The 21,318-nt window shown below is 66.8% G+C and carries 26 protein-coding genes and 2 tRNA genes; 6 read left to right on the top strand and 22 right to left on the bottom strand.

Going from position 1 to position 21,318, the window contains the following annotated elements; genetic code table 11:
- Positions 1 to 3 precede the first annotated feature (3 nt).
- From NHN26_RS14480 to NHN26_RS14390, 19 genes are all read right to left on the bottom strand, one after another.
- Complete coding sequence (locus tag NHN26_RS14480) at positions 4 to 198, bottom strand: rcc01693 family protein (protein ID WP_253090110.1); 195 nt, start codon at positions 196 to 198, stop codon at positions 4 to 6.
- Entirely contained in the window at positions 188 to 520 is a 333-nt protein-coding gene (locus tag NHN26_RS14475; RefSeq protein WP_253090109.1) for a gene transfer agent family protein, read from the bottom strand. Before NHN26_RS14475 ends, NHN26_RS14480 begins: the two co-directional genes overlap by 11 nt.
- 2 nt (positions 521 to 522) lie before the next feature.
- Entirely contained in the window at positions 523 to 936 is a 414-nt protein-coding gene (locus tag NHN26_RS14470; protein ID WP_253090108.1) for a phage major tail protein, TP901-1 family, read from the bottom strand.
- A 23-nt stretch (positions 937 to 959) separates the two neighbouring features.
- The gene (locus NHN26_RS14465; RefSeq protein ID WP_253090107.1) at positions 960 to 1,370 is read right to left on the bottom strand and encodes a DUF3168 domain-containing protein; all 411 of its coding nucleotides are present in this window, start codon (positions 1,368 to 1,370) and stop codon (positions 960 to 962) included.
- Entirely contained in the window at positions 1,367 to 1,708 is a 342-nt protein-coding gene (locus tag NHN26_RS14460; protein ID WP_253090106.1) for a head-tail adaptor protein, read from the bottom strand. The genes NHN26_RS14465 and NHN26_RS14460 overlap by 4 nt, the downstream gene beginning before the upstream one ends.
- Positions 1,705 to 2,304, bottom strand: coding sequence for a head-tail connector protein (locus NHN26_RS14455; RefSeq protein ID WP_253090105.1), 600 nt, complete (start codon positions 2,302 to 2,304; stop codon positions 1,705 to 1,707). Before NHN26_RS14455 ends, NHN26_RS14460 begins: the two co-directional genes overlap by 4 nt.
- Before the next feature lie 151 nt (positions 2,305 to 2,455).
- Positions 2,456 to 3,667 (bottom strand): phage major capsid protein, encoded by a 1,212-nt coding sequence (locus tag NHN26_RS14450; RefSeq protein ID WP_354595940.1) that lies wholly within the window; start codon positions 3,665 to 3,667, stop codon positions 2,456 to 2,458.
- 22 nt (positions 3,668 to 3,689) lie between these two features.
- Positions 3,690 to 4,253, bottom strand: a complete 564-nt coding sequence (locus tag NHN26_RS14445) for an HK97 family phage prohead protease (protein WP_253090103.1) — start codon at positions 4,251 to 4,253, stop codon at positions 3,690 to 3,692.
- A 14-nt stretch (positions 4,254 to 4,267) separates the two neighbouring features.
- Entirely contained in the window at positions 4,268 to 4,510 is a 243-nt protein-coding gene (locus NHN26_RS14440; protein WP_253090102.1) for a GTA head formation protein, RCAP_rcc01685 family, read from the bottom strand.
- Positions 4,507 to 5,682, bottom strand: coding sequence for a phage portal protein (locus NHN26_RS14435; RefSeq protein ID WP_253090101.1), 1,176 nt, complete (start codon positions 5,680 to 5,682; stop codon positions 4,507 to 4,509). Before NHN26_RS14435 ends, NHN26_RS14440 begins: the two co-directional genes overlap by 4 nt.
- 127 nt (positions 5,683 to 5,809) lie before the next feature.
- Positions 5,810 to 7,180 carry a DNA-packaging protein gene (locus tag NHN26_RS14430; protein WP_494338022.1) on the bottom strand — a complete coding sequence of 457 codons (1,371 nt, stop codon included), beginning with the start codon at positions 7,178 to 7,180 and terminating at the stop codon, positions 5,810 to 5,812.
- A complete protein-coding gene (locus tag NHN26_RS14425) occupies positions 7,080 to 7,433 on the bottom strand; it encodes a hypothetical protein (RefSeq protein WP_253090100.1) in 354 nt (117 codons plus the stop codon). Before NHN26_RS14425 ends, NHN26_RS14430 begins: the two co-directional genes overlap by 101 nt.
- Positions 7,434 to 7,606: 173 nt before the next feature.
- Entirely contained in the window at positions 7,607 to 8,755 is a 1,149-nt protein-coding gene (mltG, locus tag NHN26_RS14420; protein ID WP_253090099.1) for an endolytic transglycosylase MltG, read from the bottom strand.
- Positions 8,755 to 10,017: a beta-ketoacyl-ACP synthase II gene (fabF, locus tag NHN26_RS14415; RefSeq protein WP_253090098.1), complete on the bottom strand. Its 1,263-nt coding sequence runs from the start codon at positions 10,015 to 10,017 to the stop codon at positions 8,755 to 8,757. The genes mltG and fabF overlap by 1 nt, the downstream gene beginning before the upstream one ends.
- A 167-nt stretch (positions 10,018 to 10,184) precedes the next feature.
- A complete protein-coding gene (locus NHN26_RS14410; RefSeq protein WP_132693806.1) occupies positions 10,185 to 10,418 on the bottom strand; it encodes an acyl carrier protein in 234 nt (77 codons plus the stop codon).
- A gap of 207 nt (positions 10,419 to 10,625) precedes the next feature.
- The gene (fabG, locus tag NHN26_RS14405) at positions 10,626 to 11,363 is read right to left on the bottom strand and encodes a 3-oxoacyl-[acyl-carrier-protein] reductase (protein ID WP_253090097.1); all 738 of its coding nucleotides are present in this window, start codon (positions 11,361 to 11,363) and stop codon (positions 10,626 to 10,628) included.
- Positions 11,364 to 11,373: 10 nt separating this feature from the next.
- Positions 11,374 to 12,309, bottom strand: coding sequence for an ACP S-malonyltransferase (fabD, locus tag NHN26_RS14400; protein ID WP_253090096.1), 936 nt, complete (start codon positions 12,307 to 12,309; stop codon positions 11,374 to 11,376).
- Between the two features lie 54 nt (positions 12,310 to 12,363).
- Positions 12,364 to 13,287, bottom strand: a complete 924-nt coding sequence (locus NHN26_RS14395) for a glycosyltransferase family 92 protein (RefSeq protein WP_253090095.1) — start codon at positions 13,285 to 13,287, stop codon at positions 12,364 to 12,366.
- A gap of 63 nt (positions 13,288 to 13,350) precedes the next feature.
- The gene (locus NHN26_RS14390) at positions 13,351 to 13,989 is read right to left on the bottom strand and encodes a hypothetical protein (RefSeq protein WP_253090094.1); all 639 of its coding nucleotides are present in this window, start codon (positions 13,987 to 13,989) and stop codon (positions 13,351 to 13,353) included.
- Between the two features lie 261 nt (positions 13,990 to 14,250).
- On the opposite strand from NHN26_RS14390, the gene rpsF reads away from it, so the two are divergent.
- The 3 genes from rpsF to rplI are packed head-to-tail and all read left to right on the top strand — an operon-like array spanning position 14,251 to position 15,503.
- Positions 14,251 to 14,613, top strand: a complete 363-nt coding sequence (rpsF, locus tag NHN26_RS14385) for a 30S ribosomal protein S6 (RefSeq protein WP_253090093.1) — start codon at positions 14,251 to 14,253, stop codon at positions 14,611 to 14,613.
- 29 nt (positions 14,614 to 14,642) lie between these two features.
- Positions 14,643 to 14,870 (top strand): 30S ribosomal protein S18, encoded by a 228-nt coding sequence (gene rpsR, locus NHN26_RS14380; RefSeq protein ID WP_153746743.1) that lies wholly within the window; start codon positions 14,643 to 14,645, stop codon positions 14,868 to 14,870.
- Positions 14,871 to 14,882: 12 nt separating this feature from the next.
- Positions 14,883 to 15,503 carry a 50S ribosomal protein L9 gene (gene rplI / locus NHN26_RS14375; RefSeq protein WP_253090092.1) on the top strand — a complete coding sequence of 207 codons (621 nt, stop codon included), beginning with the start codon at positions 14,883 to 14,885 and terminating at the stop codon, positions 15,501 to 15,503.
- Between the two features lie 160 nt (positions 15,504 to 15,663).
- Here rplI and tig read toward each other — a convergent pair whose 3' ends face one another.
- The 3 genes from tig to NHN26_RS14360 form a co-directional block, all read right to left on the bottom strand.
- Positions 15,664 to 16,995 (bottom strand): trigger factor, encoded by a 1,332-nt coding sequence (gene tig / locus NHN26_RS14370; RefSeq protein ID WP_253090091.1) that lies wholly within the window; start codon positions 16,993 to 16,995, stop codon positions 15,664 to 15,666.
- A gap of 24 nt (positions 16,996 to 17,019) precedes the next feature.
- A tRNA-Leu gene (locus NHN26_RS14365) sits at positions 17,020 to 17,104 on the bottom strand.
- Positions 17,105 to 17,288: 184 nt separating this feature from the next.
- Positions 17,289 to 18,887: an NAD(P)H-hydrate dehydratase gene (locus tag NHN26_RS14360; protein WP_253090090.1), complete on the bottom strand. Its 1,599-nt coding sequence runs from the start codon at positions 18,885 to 18,887 to the stop codon at positions 17,289 to 17,291.
- Between the two features lie 175 nt (positions 18,888 to 19,062).
- On the opposite strand from NHN26_RS14360, the gene NHN26_RS14355 reads away from it, so the two are divergent.
- From NHN26_RS14355 to NHN26_RS14345, 3 genes are all read left to right on the top strand, one after another.
- Complete coding sequence (locus tag NHN26_RS14355; protein ID WP_132544949.1) at positions 19,063 to 19,401, top strand: P-II family nitrogen regulator; 339 nt, start codon at positions 19,063 to 19,065, stop codon at positions 19,399 to 19,401.
- A gap of 74 nt (positions 19,402 to 19,475) precedes the next feature.
- On the top strand, positions 19,476 to 20,882 hold the full coding sequence (gene glnA / locus NHN26_RS14350; RefSeq protein ID WP_253090089.1) for a type I glutamate--ammonia ligase: 1,407 nt from the start codon (positions 19,476 to 19,478) through the stop codon (positions 20,880 to 20,882).
- A 254-nt stretch (positions 20,883 to 21,136) separates the two neighbouring features.
- A tRNA-Thr gene (locus tag NHN26_RS14345) sits at positions 21,137 to 21,211 on the top strand.
- Positions 21,212 to 21,318: the final 107 nt, after the last annotated feature.

The following is a 21,318-nucleotide window of genomic DNA, read 5'->3' as shown; positions in this document are numbered from 1 at the left end:
TGGTTATCCTTGATCCAACCTGTTGTCGGGATAGGCACGCGCAAGCTCTTCCAGCCGCGCGCGGCTCATCGGCGCAGGGCCACCGGCCGCGCCCAGCATCAGCATCAGCTCGGCCGGGGTCAGCGCCCAGAACTCGGCCGGCTTCAGGCCCAATCCCCTGATCCCGGCCTGCATCAGGGCGCCCCAGTCAAAGCCCATCGCATTGCGCCTCCGGAAGGGTGAAGGCGCGCGCCAGAAGCTGCGCGGCGGCCTGAGCCGCGGCAATCGGGCCGCCGCCGATATCGGCCCGCGCAAGATCGGCGGCCGAGCCGTGCCAGCCCCCGCCCCGAAGCCCCGCGAGCAACAGCCCCAGCACATCGCGCGTCGAGAACGCGCCTTCCTCATAGCGCTCGATCAACGCCACAAGGGTGTCCGCACCCAGCGCCGCCTCCAGCTCCGCCAGCGCCCCAAGCGTCAGCTTCAGCACACGGCGTTCACCATCGACTATCAATGCCACCTCGCCTGCATGGGGATTGGCCATGATCAGAACGCCGTAAAGGCCAGCGCCCCGGCCGAGGCCAGCGTCAGCTCGTAAGTGGCCTCGCCGTTATGGCTGCCGGAATACTCCAGCGAGGTGACCTGAAACGGCCCCTCGACCACGCCGAAGCCCGGGATCACGACCTGGAAAGCCGGCGTCTCGGAATCGAAGAACACCTGCCGCGCGCGCGCGTCGGTCTCGGCATCCTTGAACACGCCACCGCCGGAGATTCCGGCCGATTTCACCCCCGCGCCTGCCAGGAGCTCGCGCCAACCGCCCTCGCTTTCCAGGCTGGTCACATCCACCTGTTCGGCGTTGAAACTGATGCGGGTGGCTCGCAACCCCGCAATGGTCTCGAACTGACCGGCTCCGGTCAGGTCGAGCTTGATGAGAAGATCCTTGCCGTATTGCGCCGTCATCATGCTTACTCCAGATAAGGTGTTCAGTCGTCCTCGACCCGGGCTGCGAAGCGCAGGTCGATGCGGCGCTCGCCCTGGGTGCCCACCCGCCGGGCGCGGGCCCGGTCGAACCACAGGCCCACGATCCGCCCGCGAGACATCGCCAGCGGCGCGTCCACCAGGGCGTCGGAAACCGCCGCGGCCGCCGCCTTGGCCTGGGCGAACCCGGCCTGTCGGCTGACGATGGTGATCGTGAACAGATGCAGCGCCCCGTCCCCGGTCTTGTCCGAGGCGTCGCGCACCTCCTCGGGGCCCAGGCTGACATAGGTCAGCGGCAGATCGCCCGCCGGCACCACGTCATAGATCGCCTCGCCCACCTGCGCGGCCAGGGCGGGATCACCCGCCAGTCGCTGGAAAATCGCCGCCTGCAGAGCGGCCGCCGCGCCGTAACTCATGCCGGTTTCTCCTCTTCTGCAAAGCAGAGCAGGTAGTGCCCGCTCCGATCCGCTTCGGTCACCGCCCGGATGTGAAAGATCCGCGCGCCTTCGCGAAACCGCTCGTCGGGCTCGGGCCGCCGGGCCGAACCCGGCGGTGCGGCGCGCACGACGACGTGATAGGGCACCCGCGTCAGGGTCAGTTCCTGCCCCGCACGCTCGCCGCCCGTGCGCGGCATGATCTCGGCCCAGATCACTCCAAGCTCGACCCATGTCTCGGAAAACCCGCCGGCCCCGTCGGGCAGCCGTTGGGCCGCCTCAAGGACAAGGCGACGGTTCAGAACTGGCGGGCGTTTCATGCCACCCCTCCGGCCGTCACACGCAGCCGTCGCCAGCGTTCGGTCAACGCCGCAACGCCGAACGGCATGTGGCCTTCGCCCGTAGACGCCTCGTGCCGATGCTCGTGGTAATGCGCCGCCAGCAGGAAGACCGCCTGCCCCAGATCGGCAGGAACGCTGTCCCACTCCGCACCGAAACCGGCATCGAAATCGACCTCGGCGCCGCCCCCCTGCGGGATCGTCGGCAGGCAGGTCCGAACCGCGGCCAGCCTGGGATAGGTTCCGTCCCGCTCCAGCCGATAGGTGGCCGGATCGCAGACGCAGACGGTGCCGTTGCGGTCGAAGACCCGAAGCTCCGCGATGCGGGTCACGGGCGCCACCGGCAGCGGTTCACGCGCTCCATCGCGCCAACCGTTCACCCCCCAGGTAAAGCTGCGCGCCAGAAGCACCTTGGCGGTCCGTTCCTCGATCGCCGCCATGGAGGCCCGCAGGAATGCCTCCAGCAACGCGTCCTCTGCCCCATCATCGGAAAACCCGGTGCCAAGGCGCAGATGCGCCTTGAACCGCTCCAGAGGCAGCGCGGCGGCGGGCAGCGTCGTCTGCTCGATCAGCATCATCTCGTCATTTCTCCGCTAGGCCCCCCGCTGAATGTCGGCGCGCGCCGACCCGGCCTGTCCCGACGGAGGGAACAGCTGGACAGACCGGATAGGTCCGGCGCGCGCCTGGTCGTCCCCGGGGTCAGCCGGAGGCAACGTCTCGGTCAGGCCATCAGGCGGTGGCGAATCTCAGAAGCTTGATCGCGGCATAGTCGCTGACATCTCCGCCGACGCGCTTGGTCGCATAGAACAGCACATGCGGCTTGGCCGAGAACGGGTCGCGCAGCACCCGCAGGTCGGGGCGCTCGGCAACGGTATAACCCGCCTGGAAATCGCCGAAGGCGATCGCCACCGTGCCCGAGGCGATATCGGGCATGTCCTCGGCGATCAAGACCGGATAGCCCAGAAGCCGCGCAGGCTCGCCCGCCGACAGCCCGTCCGACCACAGGAAGCGGCCATCGGCATCCTTCATCTTGCGCACCGCGCCCGCCGTGCGCGAATTCATCAAGAAAGTGGCACCCGCGCGGTATTCCGCACCCAGCGAGTAGACGAGGTCGAGGATTGCATCGGCCGGCGACACCGCGTCGAAATCGCCATCCGACCCCGTTGCGACATAGCCAAGGCTGCCCCAGTTCCAGGCACCTTCGGGAACGTGCGGATGCGACAGGAACCCCGTGGGCTTGTCGACCCCGTCGCCATTGATGAACGCCGCCGCCTCGGCGCGGGCGAACCTGTCGGCGATGCGCGCGGCCAACCAGCCCTCGATGTCGAACGCGGAATCGTCCAGCAGCCGCTGGCTGGCCTTGGGCATGGCCGAAAGCTCGTGCAGCGGGATCGACACGCGCTCGATCTGCGGCGTGCCGGTCTCGATCTGGTTGGCGGTCTCGGTCGACCAGCCCGAACCGATGTCCGAATGGTCCACCAGCACATCGAACGAGGTCGCCTCGACGGTGACCACCTGCGCGATCGAGCGGATCGAGGCCGTCGAGCGCAGCACCGACTTGATCGTATCCGAGGTCTCGGGATCGACGAGATAGCCACCCTCGGCCGCGACCGAGGTACCCAGCGCCTTGCCCTCGATTTCCAGGCTGCGCAGCCCGTCATCGTCGCCGTTGCGCAGATAGGCGGCAAGGGCCTTCTTGTGCGGCGCTTCGAGATCGGCGGCACGCGACAGGGCGGGGCGCCCGGCGGAGGTCATTTGGGATTTCCGGTCCAGCATGGTCAGTCGCTCTTCCTGTTGTTGAAGTCGGAATTTCACATCGGCCTGAAACTCTCTGAAATCGCTCAGGAAAGAGTTCAACGCCTGCTTCACTTCCACCGCCGGGGCTTGGCTCCCGCCGGACTTGGTCTCGGTCTCGGTCATCTCGCTTGTCCTTGTTGAGATCGGTCCTCGCGGCCTTTGGCGATCAGCCCTCGGCCAACATGCGGCGGGCGCCTGAAAAGGCCTCCGCCAGTTCGCGCAAGAGCACCTCGGCGGGGTCCCCCCCCTTGGCGCCAACCCGCGCTTCGGCAAGCATCGGGAAGGTCACGAGCGACACCTCCCAAAGCTCCAGCTCCGCAAGAAGCCGGCGCCCGCTTGCATCCCGTTCGGCCCGCTTGGTACGATAGCCGATCGACAAGCCGTCGATGGCGCCCGCCGAAACAAGGGCGGCCGCCTCGCGGGCGCGCACGACCTCGGGCAACAACCGCCCCTTGACGTAAAGCCCGCGGCCATCCTCCCGGACCTCGTCCCAGATGCCGATGGGCTGGGCGGGATCATGCTGCCACAGCATCTTCACCCGACGCCCTTCGGTGGCCATCCGCTTCAGGCAGGCACCATAGGCCCCCGCCTGCACGACGTCGCCGCCCTGGTCGGTCGCGCCGAACAACGAGGCATAGCCCTCGATCACCGCGCCCTCGGCCAGCGCCAGCGGCGCGTCCGGCGGGCAGAACTTGCGCTCCAGCCCGGTATCCCTGTCATATCCGATCATCCGAACTCCCCTTTTCACGGCGAGGCCGCCAGCAGCGATGCCACGCCTTCCGTCAAGATCACCGCCACCACGCCGTAGACGGTCAGCCACATTCGTCGTTCCAGCCGCTCGAGCGCCGTCTCGATCCGCACGAGCCGGAATTCGAGCGCCGTCCAGCGCTCCTCCCAGACGCGTTCATTGGCGTCGATCCGCGCATTCGCCACTTCGAAGGGCGCATAGAGAAACCTGGAGCCCGACCTCTCGGCCGGGGGTTTCATTCACCCTCCGGCCGGGCGGGCAGACCCAGAAGGGCACGTTTCTCGACCTCGGTCAGGAAATCCGCGCCGGCGATACGCAGCCATTGCGCATCGCGTTCGGCCGCCAGCGCCGGCACCTGATCGAGATCGGGCTTGAGGCTCACTGTCTCTCCTGCAAAGCGCGACAGGAACTCGGCCACGGCACCGGCGACCTTGGCCACCATCGGCAGGATCGTCAGCCGATAGAAGGCGCGGTTGGCCTCCTGATAGTTCGCGTAGGTCGCATCCCCCGGGATCCCCAGCATCATCGGGGGCACGCCGAAGGCCGTCGCGATTTCCCGCGCCGCGGCCTCCTTGGTGCGGTGGAACTCCATGTCCGAGGGAGAAAAGCCCATCGGCTTCCAGTCCAGCCCGCCCTCCAGAAGCATCGGGCGCCCGGCATTCGCCGCCCCCTGATGATAGCTGAGCATCTCGTCCTGAAGCCGCGCATACTGGTCTTCGCTCAGGGTCGAATTGCCATCCGTCCCGCGATAGACGATCGCGCCGGAGGGCCGCGCCGCGTTGTCCAGAAGCGCCTTGGACCAGCGCGAGGCCGAATTGTGAACGTCGATCGCGGTCGCCGCCGCCTGCATCGGCGACAGCCCGTAATGATCGTCCTGGGGATGGAAGCTCTTGATATGGCAGACCGGCGGCAGGTCGACCGTCATGTCGAACCGATGCTTGCGCGCGCCGACGGTGTAATCATAGGCGACCGGCCAGCCATCGCGCCCGGGAACCAGGTGCATCCGGTCCGATCGCAACACATGCAGTTCGAATGGCATCCCGCCCTCATCGCCGACCGCTTCGAGATAGGCGTTCCCGGACAGCAGCAACTGGCCGTAAAGCGTCTCGAACAGCTCGGCCCGTCCCTGTGCCGGATTTGGCCGCGCGATCAGATCGAGCATCGGGTGGGTCTCGTAGCGCCGTTCGGTGTCCTGGCAGACCAGCGGCAGCGCCGCCGCCGCCTCGGCGATCAGCTTGACCGCGCGAAACCCCACCGGGTTGCCGACAAAGCCGTTGCGGGTCAGCGAGACGGTATCGCGCGGACTCCAGGCCACGCGCCCTGACCCCGCCCAGGCGATCACCGGGCCGGTGGCAGACGCTTTCGCCTCCGGCGCCCGCGTTTCGGCACGGCGGAAGATATTCAGTTTCATGGGCAAAGCTCCTCCGGTTTCGCTGTCGCTGCCCGTCAAGGGCCCAAGGAAAAGGCCCGCGCCCCGGGGTTTTCCGGGACCGGGCCTCGCCATTCCGCAAGGGCCGCGTCGTCGCGGCCGTGATTCTCTAGAGACTGCGCACCCTCGGACGCCGCCAATGGGCGGCGGGGGTAATCATCAGTTCATGGATCGCCCAGACCAGGGCATCCACACGGTCGGGGCTGCCACGCCCCTCATACCCGCGCGAGGTCATGCGACACATCTGGTCCTCCAGTATGGCCAGGCCGGGCAGATGCTTGATCCGCCCCTGTTCGTAAAGGGCGGCCACCGGCTCGGCCCGGGCGGCCTTGCCGCGCGAAGCACGCACCGCGCGGAACGGCACCAGCGGGTCGAGTTGCCGGATCACGGTCTCGACCAGATCGCCACCCTGGTTGACCTCGGCGACCAGCCGGTCGGCGCCGAAGCGTTCCATTGCCTCGATCGCTGCCTGCGCCCAGACCGTCGGCGCCACACCCGCAAGGCTGGCATCCGCCAGCACCACCGCGCGCCATTCCTGCGGCGGCCCCTTGCTCTGCACCCCCACGACCATGATCCCGCATTCGTCCGAACCGCCATGCCCCGTGACCGGCGGATCGACCGCGACCACAACCCGGTCGAGTTCCGGCGCCCTGTCGATCCGGGCCGCTTCGATCGCCGCCAGCGACCAAAGCGCACCCTCGGATTCATCGAGCAGCACCCCGTCCAGTTCCTGCCGTCCCAGCCGTGTTCCAGCATATCGCGTGCGGACCGCGTCGAGAAACGAGGCCGCAAGGTTGGCCCGGTTCGCCTCGGTCGGCGCGTGGGTGACGACAGTCGTCGGAAGCGCCAGGATCGACCGCAATACACCCACGTTGCGCGGCGTGGTGGTGATACACTGCCGGGGCGACATCCCCAGCCGCAGCCCGAACTGCAGCATGTCCCAGGTCTCTTCAGCCTTTTTCCACTTCGCCAGTTCGTCCGCCCAGGCCGCGTCGAATTGCGGCCCACGCAGGGATTCGGGGTCATGCGCCGAAAACACCTGGGCGATCGCTCCGTTTGGCCACACCAGCCGCCGTCGGGTTGCTTCCCAACGCGGGCGACGGTCAGGTGGCGAACATGCCATCAGCCCGCTATCGCCGAACACCATCACCTCGCGGACCTGGTCGACCGTCTCGCCCACCAGCGCCACCCGGCGCGACCGGCCCGGATCCAGCGGGCGCGGCCCCTCGACCTCCGCCCGGACCCACTCGGCGCCCGCCCGCGTCTTGCCCGCACCGCGCCCGCCCAGCACCACCCAGGCGCGCCAGTCCCCCTCGGGCGGCAATTGATGCGGCAACGCCCAGAACTCGAACAGGAACGGCAGCGCCATCAGTGTGCCGTCATCCAGGCTGTTCAGAAAGGCCGTCTGCTCGTCGCGTGACGCGCAGGCGATCCAGTCGGCGCCCGACCTCAACACGCGCCTCATCGAGGTCAAGGGCATAGTCGCAGGCGCCGCCCGCTTCGTCTCGGAGAAGCTTTCCAACTCGTAACCTTTCGTCGAAAGCGGTCTGTACCGCCTTGCCGAGGTCGGTCAACGCGCCCCGTAACGCGCGGGCACGCTCTGTCTTGCCGGCCTCGACTTCTTCGATGATCCCATTCAAGGCGCGTATCGTGCGCCTGTAATGCTCTTCGGCTTCCTCAAGCACCGCCCGGGCAGCCGTTTCGCCCACTTGCGGGGCAGATATCGTTCCCATGCTGTCCTTGCCTGCCTGTCCTGCCGGCCCCCCGTCGCAGGAGAAGACACGAAAAAACGGCCTCGGGGGATACCCCCGGGCCGCTAACCCACGTCTTCCAGCTTGCCTGAAAGTATAGATCAGAGCGCGCGCAGAGTCAAGAAGTTTATCTTTAACAAAGGGTTAACAGAAGACTACTGACGCCCGGCCTCGATCTGGCGCCAGCGCGCCACGTTCTGGTTATGCTCGGCCAGCGTCCGGGCAAAGGCATGCCCCCCCGTCCCGTCGGCGACAAAGAACAGGAAATCCGTATCTTCCGGGTTCAGCGCCGCCTCGATCGAGGCCCGTCCCGGATTGGCGATCGGCGTCGGCGGCAACCCGTCGATGACATAGGTGTTCCAGGGCGTCTCGCGGCGCAACTCGCTTTGCCGGATGCCGCGGCCCAGCGGTTCCCTGCCCTGTGTCACCCCGTAGATCACAGTAGGATCGGTCTGCAACCGCATCCCCTGCCGCAGCCGGTTCACGAAGACACTGGCCACCTGGCCGCGTTCTTCCGGCACGCCGGTCTCCTTCTCGACGATCGAGGCCAGGATCAGCGCCTCCTCCGGCGTCGTGATCGGCAAGTCATCGGCCCGCCGCGCCCAGAGATCGTCCAGAATCGCCGCCTGCCGTCGCTGCATCTCGGCGATCAGATCGCTTCGCGCCATGCCCGGCTGCACTTCGTAGCTGTCAGGTGCCAGACTGCCCTCGGCAGGCAGGTCAGCCACCTCGCCATCGAGAAAATCCGCCGATTTCAGTTCCTCGACGACCTGCCAGCTCGTGACCCCTTCGGCCAGCGTCACCCGGAACCGCAGGTCGGTTGCATTGCGCAATTCGGCATAGTCCTCGGGGATCTCGCCCGCCGCCGGATCGAAGGCAAGCACTTCCACATAGCGCCCCGTGCCGGGATCGACCTCGCGCAGCTGCAATTGTGCGCTGACTACCCCGATCCTGAAATTCAACTCGCTGCCGCATGTGGACCGCCCGCCGCGCGTCACGATGTCGACGATCTCCTTCATCGAGGAGCCGGGCGGAATCAGAAAGCTGCCGGCCTTCAACAGATCGGCTTTCTCCGTGTATTTCGCCCCCAGCCGGAAGATCGCGGCATTCGAGACCGCCCCCTGCCCCTCAAGCTGGCGCGAAAGCCCAGCCATCGTCGCGCCGGACTCGACCCGAAGGCAGATCGCATCGGCCAGAGGCCCGGTGCCCTCGTATTGCCGCTTGCCCCAAAGCAACAGGCCGCCCGCCAACAGAAACAGCGCGATGAACAGCGTCAGCGCATTCGAGGCGACCGACCGCCACATCACCGATCACCGCGCCCCATGACCAGCGTCGCATTGGTGCCACCGAACCCGAACGAGTTTGACAGCGCGACCGCGATCTCTCGCTGGCGCGCCGCCTTGGGCGCCAGGTCGATGCGCACTCCCTCGGGTGGCGTGTCCAGGTTCAGCGTGGGCGGCGCCACCTGATCGCGCAGCGACAGAACGCAGAAGATCGCTTCCACCGCGCCTGCCGCGCCCAGCAGATGCCCGATGGAGGACTTGGTGGACGACATGGTGGTGGCGGCAGCCGCAGCGCCCAGCAGACGCTCGACAGCGCCCAGCTCGATCGTGTCGGCCATGGTCGACGTGCCATGCGCGTTGATGTAATCCACGTCCGCAGGCGACAGACCCGCGCGCTTCAGCGCCGCAGCCATCGACCGATACCCGCCCTCGCCATCCTCGGACGGCGCGGTGATGTGATAGGCGTCGCCCGACATGCCATACCCCAGCACCTCGGCATAGATCTTCGCACCGCGCGCCCTGGCATGCTCGTATTCCTCAAGGATCACGATCCCCGCACCCTCGCCCATCACGAAGCCGTCCCGGTCCGCATCCCAGGGCCGCGAGGCCGATTGCGGATCGTTTCCGCGCTTCGTGGACAGCGCCTTGCAGGCATTGAACCCGGCGATCCCGATCTCGGAGATCGGGCTTTCCGCGCCCCCCGCCACCATCACGTCGGCATCGCCCCACTGGATCAGACGGGCTGCATCGCCGATGGCATGCGCCCCGGTCGAACAGGCCGTGACGACCGCATGGTTCGGACCCTTGAACCCGAACCGGATCGAGACCTGCCCCGAGACAAGGTTGATCAGCGCGGACGGGATGAAGAAGGGCGATACCCGCCGGGGTCCCTTCTCCTGCAACAGAACCGCCGTATCGGCAATCGCCGACAGCCCGCCGATCCCCGAGCCGATCATCACGCCGGTGCGCTCGCGGTCCTCGTCGGTCTTCGGCTCCCAACCCGAATCCTTCACCGCCTGGGTGGCCGCGGCCATGCCGTACAGGATGAAATCGTCGACCTTGCGCCGCTCCTTGGGATCCATCCAGTCATCGGGGTTGAACGTGCCGTCCGTCCCGTCGCCGAACGGGATCTCGGCGGCATAGGTGGTCGCCACGCGCGACGCGTCGAACCGCGTGATCGGACCCACGCCAGACTGCCCGGCGATCAGCCGCGACCAGCTTTCCTCGACCCCGCAGGCCAGGGGCGTGACCATCCCCAGCCCCGTGACTACCACTCGACGCATCCGCCTCTCCTCGCTCTCGCCCACGGCCTATCCGGCGCTCCTGATACCGCGTTTTTTCCGCGCTCGGCAAGCCGGGCGCAACAACGCCGCCGAACGGGCACCCGACCTCCCGAAACGAAAGCGGCGCCCCAGGGGGCGCCGCTCCGCAACAGGTTCGCTCGAAAGCCTCAGGCGGCTTCCTGGATGAACTTCACCGCATCGCCGAAGGTCTGGATGGTTTCGGCAGCATCATCCGGGATCTCGATGCCGAACTCCTCCTCGAAGGCCATGACCAGTTCGACCGTGTCCAGGGAGTCCGCGCCCAGATCGTCGATGAACGAGGCGCTCTCGATCACCTTGTCCTCTTCGACACCCAGGTGCTCCACGACAATCTTCTTAACGCGATCCGCGATGTCGCTCATGTCTGTTCCTCACATTTGTTCAGGCGATTTGCCCGTCTTTGTTCTGTCGGCCACGAGGGGCCACCACCGATCCCGCAAAGCGGGACTCTCGCAAGCGCGGGGAACGCCCCCCGACGAACTCGCGCCGCCTATAACACATCGCATGTTCTTGGCAAACGCTTTCCCGTCGCAGACCGAAACCCGGATCCGGGGCCGGTCCAAGCGCCCTCAGACCATGGCCATCCCGCCATTGACATGCAGCGTGGCGCCGGTGACGTAACCGGCCTCGGAACTGGCCAGATAGACCACCGCCGCGGCAATGTCGGCGGGCGTGCCCATGGCGCCCACCGGCACCGCACCCAGGATCCCGGCCTTCTGCTCATCGGTCAGCTTGTCGGTCATCGCCGTCGCGATGAAGCCCGGCGCGACACAGTTCACCGTGATCCCCCGCGCCGCGACCTCCTGGGCCAGCGATTTCGACAGGCCCACCAGCCCGGCCTTGGCCGCACAGTAATTCGCCTGTCCCGGGTTGCCCGTGGTCCCCACGACCGACGTGATGTTGACGATCCGGCCCCAGCGCGCCTTGATCATGCCCCGCACCGCGCCGCGGCACAGCCGCATCGCCGCGGTCAGGTTCACGTCGATCACTGCCTGCCAGTCCTCGTCCTTCAGCCGCATGAACAGCGTGTCGCGCGTGATCCCGGCATTGTTCACCAGAATGTCCAGCGCCCCCATCGCCTCGATGGCCGCCTTAGGCAGCGCCTCGACCGCCTCCGGATCAGACAGGTCGCAGGGCAGCACATGGGCGCGCTCGCCCAGTTCGGCCGCCAACTCGCGCAGCGGCGCCTCGCGCGTCCCCGACAGGCCCACAACCGCACCCCGCGCATGCAGCGCCCGCGCGATCTCGGCCCCTATGCCACCCGACGCGCCGGTCACCAGCGCGCATTTTCCGCTCAGATCGAACATGTCCCCCTCCTCAGTTCATGCTGTCCACGGCTGCCGTCACCTCGTCGGGCAGTCCGACCTGCCGCGTCGCGACGTCGCGCGCGATCCGGCGGATCATGCCCGACAGCGCCTTGCCCGCGCCGATCTCCCAGATCTCGGTGACACCTTGCGCCGCCATCCACGCGACCGATTCCCGCCAGCGCACCGCGCCCGTCACCTGCTCGATCAGCAGCGCGCGGATCTCGTCGGGATCGCTGACACCATGGGCGCGCACATTGGCCACCACCGGCACCAGCGGCTCCTCGATCGTTACCTCGGCCAGACGCTCGGCCATGACCCGGGCCGCAGGCTCCATCAGCGCGCAATGGAAGGGCGCGGATACGGGCAGCATCACCGCCCGCTTGGCACCCCGCTCCTGCGCCAGCGCGACCGCCCGCTCTACGCCCGCCTTGTGGCCCGAGATCACGACCTGCGCCGGATCGTTGTCATTGGCGGCCTGCACGACCTGCCCCTCGGCCGCGGCCGCGGCCACCGCCTGCACCGCCTCCAGATCAAGCCCCAGGATCGCCGCCATGGCGCCCTCGCCCACCGCAACCGCCGCCTGCATCGCCTCGCCGCGCAGCCGCAACAGCCGCGCGGTATCGGCCAGGCTGATCGCCCCCGCCGCGCACAGCGCCGAATATTCGCCCAGCGAATGGCCCGCCACGAAAGCCGCCGCATTGACCGTGACGCCCTCGGCACCCAGCGCCGCCATCGTCGCCATCGAGGTCGCCATCAGCGCCGGCTGCGCGTTCCGGGTCAGCGTCAATTCGTCCTGATCGCCCTCCCAGATCAGCGCCGAGAGCTTCTCGCCCAGCGCCTCGTCCACCTCCTCGAACACTTCGCGCGCGAGAGGATAGGCATCGGCCAGCGCCCTGCCCATCCCGATGGTCTGCGCTCCCTGACCCGGAAACACGAATGCGCGCATGTTTTGTCCCCTCGCTCGCCGATTTCGGCGTGGTCTATCGGCTAAGCGGGGGCTTCACAAGTCGGCGGAAAAGTCAGGCGACCTCGCGCCGCGGAGCCGGTCCAGGAAGTCGATGGCACAGCGGTCCTCGATCTCGCTGGCCTCGATATTGGCCACATTGCGCCGCACCCGCGCGGCGTGGCGCGCGGCCGCCACGCTCTGGTTCGATCCCCGCGCGATCTTGGCCGCCAGCTCCGCCTCGGAGCGTGCGTAATAGTGGTTCAACTGCAGATGATCCGCCGAATAGAAGCCGCGCGCGAAACGCCCCTTCAGGCTCGCCCGCTCGCCCCGGTCGTTCCAGGTCACGTCCTGCCCGTCGATCTCGACACTATGCACCTTCAGCGCCGTCACCCGGGTCGCATCCACGATCGTCTTGAAATTCGTCACCCCGCGGACCCCGCTCAGCGGATCGGCCGCGCGGCGCGTGTAGTTCGCCACAACCCCACCTTCGGGCGGCGTCGCATGCCCGTTCCGTCCGAAGTTGTGCCAGGGCAGCGACACACTGGGAATATCTCCCAGATGCGCCAGCGCGCCCTCCAGGCTCTCCGCGCGCCGGGGCACCAGAAACTCGTCGGCATCAATGCAGGCCATCCAGCGGAACCGCCCGCCGAAATTGCGCAGCGCATGGGCATAGGCCAGAACCTGGTTGTGGATCTCGCGGCCGGTCCCGGCATCCCACAGCTTCTGGTCCCAGGGGATCACCGTCAGACGCGCGCCCAGGACCTCGGCCAGACGCGAAATCGTCGCGTCGGTCGAGCCGTTGTCATAGACAAAGACATGGGCCGCGCCGGCCTGTGCATGAAATTTCGCCCATTCGCCGATATGGCGCTCCTCGTTCCGGACGATCAGCACCAGCGCAAGTCCCGATCGCCCCGCGCAGGGGGCAGGCGGCGTCAGGCCCAGCTTGGTGATCGGACGCCCGGAGAACACTCGCAGCATGCACGGCCCCTGATTTTCGGTCGCCGCAAGCCTAGTTCCCTCGTCGCGGACAGACCAGACCGCTCAGGCCGCGTGGGTCAAGGGCCGGGCAAGGCCGCGGCGACGCCGCGTCCGGCGTCCCGGATTCGCCTTTCGCAGGCTCGATCCCTGAAGATCGCGCGCCATTCGGGTCTGAAGAACCGTCAGAACGGCCTCGCGCCCGCGCGCGACCTCGATCAGGTCGTCGCCCGTCCCCACCCGCACGAACAGCTTGGAGGGCTGCCCCGGCCGTTCGGCGCGCTGCACGAAGACCGAGCCGACCTCGTCGAAGGCCACCTCCCGCCGGATGCGCAACCCGCCGCGCGCATTGCTCAGGGTGCAGCGCAAGGATCGTGCCTCAAGGTCGACCTGCACCTCTTCGAGAAATCCGCGCTCGGCCAGCCAGCACAGCGCCAGTCCCGCCACGGCCAACCCACCGCTCGGTGCCACCAGCGCCCCCAGGTCGAAAAACCCCAGCAAGGGCAGCACAATCCAAAGCGCGCCGACCGCCGACAGAAGTGCCAGACCGCCGATCCATGCCGCGCGCTCGAACGCGCCGGCATTGCGGGAGACCGCTCCGCCGGCGATGACCACATAGCCCCACCGCGTCTCGGTCACCCCCGGCAACGCGATCTCCGCGCGTGCGGAAACGCGCTCCTCCCGGTTTTCAAGGCCGGCCCTCATGTCGGTCGCATGCTCCCTTGCAACGGATGCCACGACCCTCTCGCGGGAAAACGGCAGCAATGGGCCGGACAGGAGCAGATTTGCGGGCGGTCCCGCGGCAGGCCCATGATCGGCGGCGGCGGGCTTGCATCGCGCGGTTCCATCTGTATAAGGCGCAGGTCTTCCGCAACGAACGTGATCGGTGCGGCCTCTCGTGGGCGGGAGGCGGAAGACCTTCGGACCCGCCCTTTGAAGCGCACCCGTAACAGGACTGGAGACAGCATGCCGCTTTACGAGCATGTGTTCATCGCGCGTCAGGACTTGTCCAACACGCAGGCCGAGGGCCTTATCGAACATTTCGGTGCCATTCTCGCGGATAACGGCGGCAAGATCGTCGAGCACGAGTATTGGGGCGTCAAGACGATGGCCTTCAAGATCAACAAGAACCGCAAGGGGCATTACGCCTTCCTGCGCACCGACGCACCCGCGCCCGCCGTCCAGGAGATGGAACGCCTGATGCGGCTGCATGACGACGTGATGCGCGTGCTGACCGTCAAGGTCGAGGCCCATGAAGAAGGTCCCTCGGCGCAGATGCAGAAGCGCGAAGAGCGTGGTGAACGCGGCGACCGCCGCGAGCGTCGCTGATCCAAAGCCTGCCAGGAGGAACCTAACCCATGGCCGCAAAACCGTTTTTCCGCCGCCGCAAGGTCTGTCCGTTCTCGGGCGAGAACGCGCCCAAGATCGACTACAAGGACGTGCGCCTGCTGCAGCGCTACATCTCCGAGCGGGGCAAGATCGTGCCCTCGCGCATCACCGCCGTCTCGGCCAAGAAGCAGCGCGAGCTGTCGCGCGCGATCAAGCGCGCCCGCTTCCTCGCCTTGCTGCCCTACGCCGTGAAATAAGGAACGAGATCCATGCAAGTGATCCTTCTGGAACGCGTGGCCAAGCTCGGCCAGATGGGCGAGGTCGTGAACGTCAAGGACGGCTACGCCCGCAACTTCCTGCTGCCCCAGGGCAAGGCGCTGCGCGCCAGCGCGGCCAATATCGCCCGCTTCGAGGCCGACAAGGCCCAGCTCGAGGCGCGCAACCTCGAGACGAAGAAAGAGGCCGAGGCGCTGGCCGCCAAGCTCGACGGCCAGCAATTCGTCGTGATTCGTTCGGCCTCCGATTCCGGGGCGCTCTACGGCTCGGTGACCACCCGTGACGTGGCCGACGCCGCCACTGCCGATGGCTTCAGCGTCGACCGCAAGCAGGTCGTCCTGACCGGCCCGATCAAGGATCTGGGCCTGCATGACGTGACCGTGACGTTGCACCCCGAGGTCGAGGTGACCGTTCAGGTCAACGTCGCCCGTTCGGCCGAAGAAGCCGAGCTTCAGGCATCGGGCAAGTCGATCCAGCAACTAGCCGCCGAGGAAGAGGCCGCCGCAGAGTTCGAGATTTCCGAACTCTTCGACGACATCGGATCCGCCGCCGAGGACGATTTCCTCGCCGATGTGGCCGAGACCCAGGGCTCGGGCGAGGAACAGCCGCGCTAGGCAAGGGTCGCCTTCATCCTTTCAAGGCTCTCCGAAAGGGGCCGCGCCGGACCGGTGCGGCCCTTTTCCTTTCATCCCCACCCATGGCCTGCCCCATACCCGGCAAGAAAAAAGGGCCGCCCGCAGGCGACCCTTTCCATTACGCGCGTCGGGATTGCGCTCATTCCTCGTCGAGTTTCTCGACCGCCTTCTCGAGGTCGGCCTTTGACACTTCCTTCTCGGCCAGATCGGCCAGTTCGAAGATGTAGTCGACCACCTTGTCCTCGAAGATCGGCGCGCGGATCTGCTGCTGCAGCGCCTGGTTCTGGCGCACGAACTCGAAGAACTGCCGCTCCTGGCCCGGGAACTGGCGCGCCTGCGCCATCACAGCCTGCGTCATCTCGTTGTCCGAAATGCTGATCTCGGCCTTGCGCCCGATCTCGGCCAGCAGAAGACCCAGCTTCACGCGCCGCGCGGCCAGCTTCTGATGCTCGTCGGTCGGGACGATCTCGGCATGGTCATGGCCCTGAACCTCGGGATGCTCCTCGTGCCAGAGCTGATGCGCGATCTGCTTGGCCTCTGCCTCGACCAGCGACGGCGGCAGGTCGAAGCTGATCGTCTCGTCCAGCACATCCAGCAGCGCACGCTTCATCACCGCACGCGCCGCGCCGCCGAATTCCGCCTCCAGCCGCTCGGCAACCTGGCTCTTCAGGGCATCCAGGCTTTCGGCCCCGAACTGCTTGGCCAGTTCATCGTCGATCTCGGCCGCCTTCGGGGCCTTCACGGCCTTCACGGTGACGTCAAAGGTCGCTTCCTGACCCTTCAGCTTCTCGGCGCCGTAATTCTCGGGGAAGGTCACGGTGACGGTCACCTCGTCACCCGCCTTGGCACCGATCAGTTGATCCTCGAAACCGGGGATGAAGCTCTGCGAACCCAGCACCAGCGGGTAATCCTCCGCCGCGCCGCCCTCGAACGGCTCGTCGCCCAGCTTGCCGACGAAGTCGATCACGACCTGGTCGCCCTCCTTCGCCTTGGACCCCTTGCGCCGGTCCTCGAAAACCTGCGCGGTCTCGGCCAGCTTGCCAAGCGCCTCGCCGATCTCGTCCTCGCCGGCCTTGACCACCAGCTTTTCCAGCTTGATCGCCTTCATGTCGGGCTCGGGAATCTCGGGCAGCGCCTCGTAGGTCATCTCGACCACGATATCGTCGCCCTCCTTCCAGCCCTCGTTGGTCATCTTGACATCGGGCTGCAGCGCGGGGCGGTCGCCGGTCTGCTCGAAATGCGCGCTCATCGCGCCGTCGATCGTCTCCTGCATGACCTCGCCCATGACGCGCGGACCGAACTGCTTCTTCAGCAGCGGCATCGGCACCTTGCCCTTGCGAAAGCCCTTGATCTCGACCTGGGGCCGGAATTCCTCGAGCTTCGCGTTGACCTTCTCGTCAAGCTCGGCGGCGGTCACGGTGATCGTGTAGCCGCGTTTCAGGCCGTCGTTCAGGGTCTCGGTGACCTGCATCTCGTTGTCCTTTTCATCCCATCCTGGTGCGGGTGGAGGGACTTGAACCCCCACGCCTCGCGGCGCCAGAACCTAAATCTGGTGCGTCTGCCAGTTCCGCCACACCCGCAAAAAGCGCAAGGGCAGCCCGTGACGCAAAGGGCCGCCCCTCAAATCCGCGTCCTTCTAGCAAAGCGCCGCACGGTATGCGAGCGGAAAAAGCGGGCCGAAACCCCCGCCCGCCCCCGACTTCTTCTTGGCCCAAATACCCATCCCCGGCCAACAACGGGCGAAACCGCCGAAACGGGGCGCCGTCACAGGCCAAGATCACGGAACACGGCCGGCAGCGCCTCGGGCAGATCCTCGGCGATCAGCCCGGGCCCGAAGCGGCGCGCAGCCTCCACATGCAGCCAGGCGCCCGTGCAGGCCGCCTCGAAGGGCGCGCCCCCCCGCGCCAGTAGCCCCGCGATGAAACCCGCCAGCACATCGCCCGATCCCGCCGTGGCCAGCCAGGGCGCTGCCCGCTCGCGCAGCGCCGCGCTCACCGCACAACGCCCCGTCTTGTCGGCGATCACCGTGTCGGGCCCCTTGAACAGCACCACGCAACCTGCCCGCAGCGCCGCCTCGCGGGCCGCGCTCACCTTCGAGAAGGCCGGGCCCCGGAGGGCGGGCGCCGCCAGCGTCCCGGCGACATCCGGAAAAAGCCGCGCGAACTCGCCCGCATGCGGGGTCAGAACACACCCTGCATGCAGCAAGGCGAAAAGCTCGGGCTGCCGCGCCAACAGCGTCAGCGCATCGGCATCCAGAACAACCGCCCGCCTCTGCGCGTCCCCCAGCGCCGCCGCAACCAGTTCCACCTCGCGCGCACCCGTCCCCAGTCCCGGCCCCAGACAGACCGCGCCGATCCGGCCATCCTTCATAATCGCCGCGAGCGCCTCGCCATCTGCAACCGGCCGCAACATCACCGCATCCAGCCGCCCGGCATTTTCCGGCACGGCATCCGGCGGGCAGCCCAGCGTCACCAGCCCCGCCCCGATCCGCAGCGCACCCCGCGCGGCCAGCCGTGCCGCCCCGCCCCGGCCCGGTGGTCCTGACAGGATCAGGGCATGGCCATGGCTGTATTTGTGGCCGGCGGTCTTTCCCAATGCATCGGGAAAACCCGAGACGAGTTCCACGGCACCGATCCGGTCGCTGCGCGTCTCAGGCGGCGTGACCCGGCTTGTCCTCTCCTCGAGAGCATCGAGCCCGATATCCTTCACGACCAGCCGCCCGATCGCAGGCTCCCCGACGAAATGCCCGACACGCGGCCGATGGAATGTCACGCAAAGATCGACATGCGGGGCCGACAGCCCATCCTCGTCCGCAAGAAAACGCCCGCTGTCGCTGTCGATGCCGCTGGGCATGTCGACCGCAACGCTGCGCAGCGATGACAACGGATGGCGTTCCCGGAACTCGGCCAGCCGGGCGCGGACCCGCGCGTCCAGCGGCCGCCGCAGGCCCGTGCCGAACAGCGCATCGACCACGACCCCGTCCCCGGCAGAACCCGAGCCGAACAGGCGGGCCGGACTCTCCCCCAGGAAATCCCTGACCGGCCCCATCGCGGACCAACGCTCGCAATTGACGCGCGCATCGGGCGGCAACCGCCCGGGATCGCCGAGAAGGAACGTCTCCACCTCCCAGCCCCAATCCTTCAGGACCCGCGCGACGACGAACCCGTCGCCGCCATTGTTGCCCGGCCCGCACAGGATCACCGCGCGCCGCGGCGCCGTCCGCAATTCGGGCCATTCCTCGAAGATCGCCTCGACCACGCCGCGACCGGCGCGCTCCATCAGTTCCAGGCTGGCGATCATTCCGGAGGCGATCGCCCTGTCCTCGATGCCGCGCATTTGGGCGGATGTGAGAAGTTCCATCATCGAAAGCGGCACCGCCGTTCCCAAACCGCCCTAGAAGGCGGCATTCTGCATATTTTTTAAGCACTCTCTCAAGATTCAGGAAAGCGCCTCCCGGGGGGCCAGCCTAGTCAATTGTGTGCCTCCGGGGAAAGTGATCTGTCGGGCTTCGAACGTCACCGAGAAGGAGTTTCCCGCCGTGAAGAAGATCGAGGCGATCATCAAGCCCTTCAAGCTCGACGAGGTCAAGGAAGCCCTGCAGGAAGCCGGCGTTCAGGGCCTCTCGGTCATCGAGGTCAAGGGCTTCGGCCGCCAGAAGGGCCATACCGAGCTTTATCGCGGCGCCGAATACGTCGTGGACTTCCTGCCCAAGGTGAAGATCGAGGTGGTGTTGCCCGACGACCAGGTGGACGCCGCCATCGAGGCCATCGTGAACGCCGCCAAGACCGAGAAGATCGGCGACGGCAAGATCTTCGTCTCGCCCGTCGAACAGGCGATCCGCATCCGAACCGGCGAGACCGGCGAGGATGCCCTCTGAGCATACCGACTGACCCGCCGGGGTCGCTTCCCGGCGCGTAACGATCAACCCAGCAAGAAGGGAAATACGGTCCAATGAGCAAGGAACAGGTTCTCAAGACCATCAAGGACGAAGATGTCGAATATGTCGACATCCGCTTCACCGACCCGCGCGGCAAGCTTCAGCATGTCACCGTCATGGCCGACCAGGTGGATGAGGACTTCCTCGACGAGGGCTTCATGTTCGACGGCTCGTCGATTGCCGGGTGGAAGTCGATCGAGGCCTCGGACATGAAACTCATGCCCGACACCGAAAGCGCCTATCTCGACCCGTTCTATGCCGAAAAGACGCTTTGCGTTCATTGCTCGGTGGTCGAGCCCGACACCGGCGAACCCTATGACCGCGACCCCCGCGGCACCGCCGAAAAGGCCGAGGCCTACCTGAAATCCTCCGGCATCGGCGATGTGGCCTATTTCGGCCCCGAAGCAGAGTTCTTCATCTTCGACGACGTGCGCTACGCTGTCACCCCGAACAAGGTGGCCTATGCGCTGGATGTCGAGCATGGCGCCTGGAACACCGACACCGAATATGAAAGCGGCAACCTCGCCCACCGCCCGACCTACAAGGGCGGCTATTTCCCGGTGAACCCCTCGGACGAGGGACAGGACATCCGCTCGGAGATGCTCTCCACGATGAAGCGGATCGGCATGAAGGTCGACAAGCACCACCACGAGGTGGCGACCTGCCAGCACGAGCTGGGCATGATCTTCGACAGCCTCAAGAAACAGGCCGACAACCTTCAGAAATACAAGTATGTCATCCACAATGTGGCGCTGGCCTATGGCAAGACCGCGACCTTCATGCCGAAGCCCATGGCGGGCGACAACGGCTCGGGGATGCACTGCAACATGTCGATCTGGAAGGACGGCAAGCCGCTCTTCGCGGGCGACAAATATGCCGACCTGTCGCAGGAGGCGCTGTGGTATATCGGCGGCCTGCTGAAGCACGCCAAGACGCTGAACGCCTTCACCAACCCCTCCACCAACTCCTACAAGCGCCTGATCCCCGGCTTCGAGGCCCCCGTGTTGCGCGCCTATTCGGCCCGCAACCGTTCGGGCTGCATCCGGATCCCGTGGACGGAATCGCCCAAGGCCAAGCGCGTCGAGGCCCGTTTCCCCGACCCGTCGGCCAACCCCTATCTGTGCTTCTCGGCACTCCTGATGGCCGGTCTCGACGGCATCAAGAACAAGATCGACCCGGGCGAGGCGATGGACAAGAACCTCTACGACCTGCCGCCCGAGGAACTGGAAGGCATCCCCACCGTCTGCGCATCGCTGCGCGAGGCGCTGGACAGCCTTGCCAAGGATCACGACTTCCTGCTCGCGGGCGACGTGTTCACCAAGGACCAGATCGCCGGCTACATGGAACTCAAATGGGAAGAGGTCTATGCCTTCGAGCACACCCCGCACCCGGTCGAGTTCAAGATGTATTACAGCTGCTGACCTGCGCGCGACGGCGCTGCAGAAAGCGAGGGGCGCCTTCGGGCGCCCCTTTCACGCCCGTGACCCAGAGCCGTGCCTCGTCCAGGGATGACATCCCGGCCGCCCCGGTCCCAGCCCTCCCGGTTGCCGGTTCACCCCGGTGCTCTCGATGCCTGGCTGCCAGCGGTCAACCTCGCCGCCATGCACCCCAGCACCCGCCCACGGCAGAGAACGGACTTGCCGCAGCGGGGCCGAGCGAGTAATTCGCAGAGGTGGCCGGTGTAGCACAGTGGTAGTGCAGCGCTCTTGTAAAGCGAAGGTCGGGGGTTCAAATCCCTCCACCGGCACCACTTCCCGACATCGCACATGGCACACCCCCGCCCCCGGCGATCGCGCCGCATGACGCCGGACCGTTCCGCGACGGGTGGAAAGCGGACGAACCGGTCCGGCGCAGTGC

It is taken from the genome of Rhodovulum tesquicola, assembly GCF_024128855.1.
GTDB lineage: Bacteria > Pseudomonadota > Alphaproteobacteria > Rhodobacterales > Rhodobacteraceae > Rhodovulum > Rhodovulum tesquicola.
This window is presented reverse-complemented; position numbering and strand designations above follow the sequence as displayed.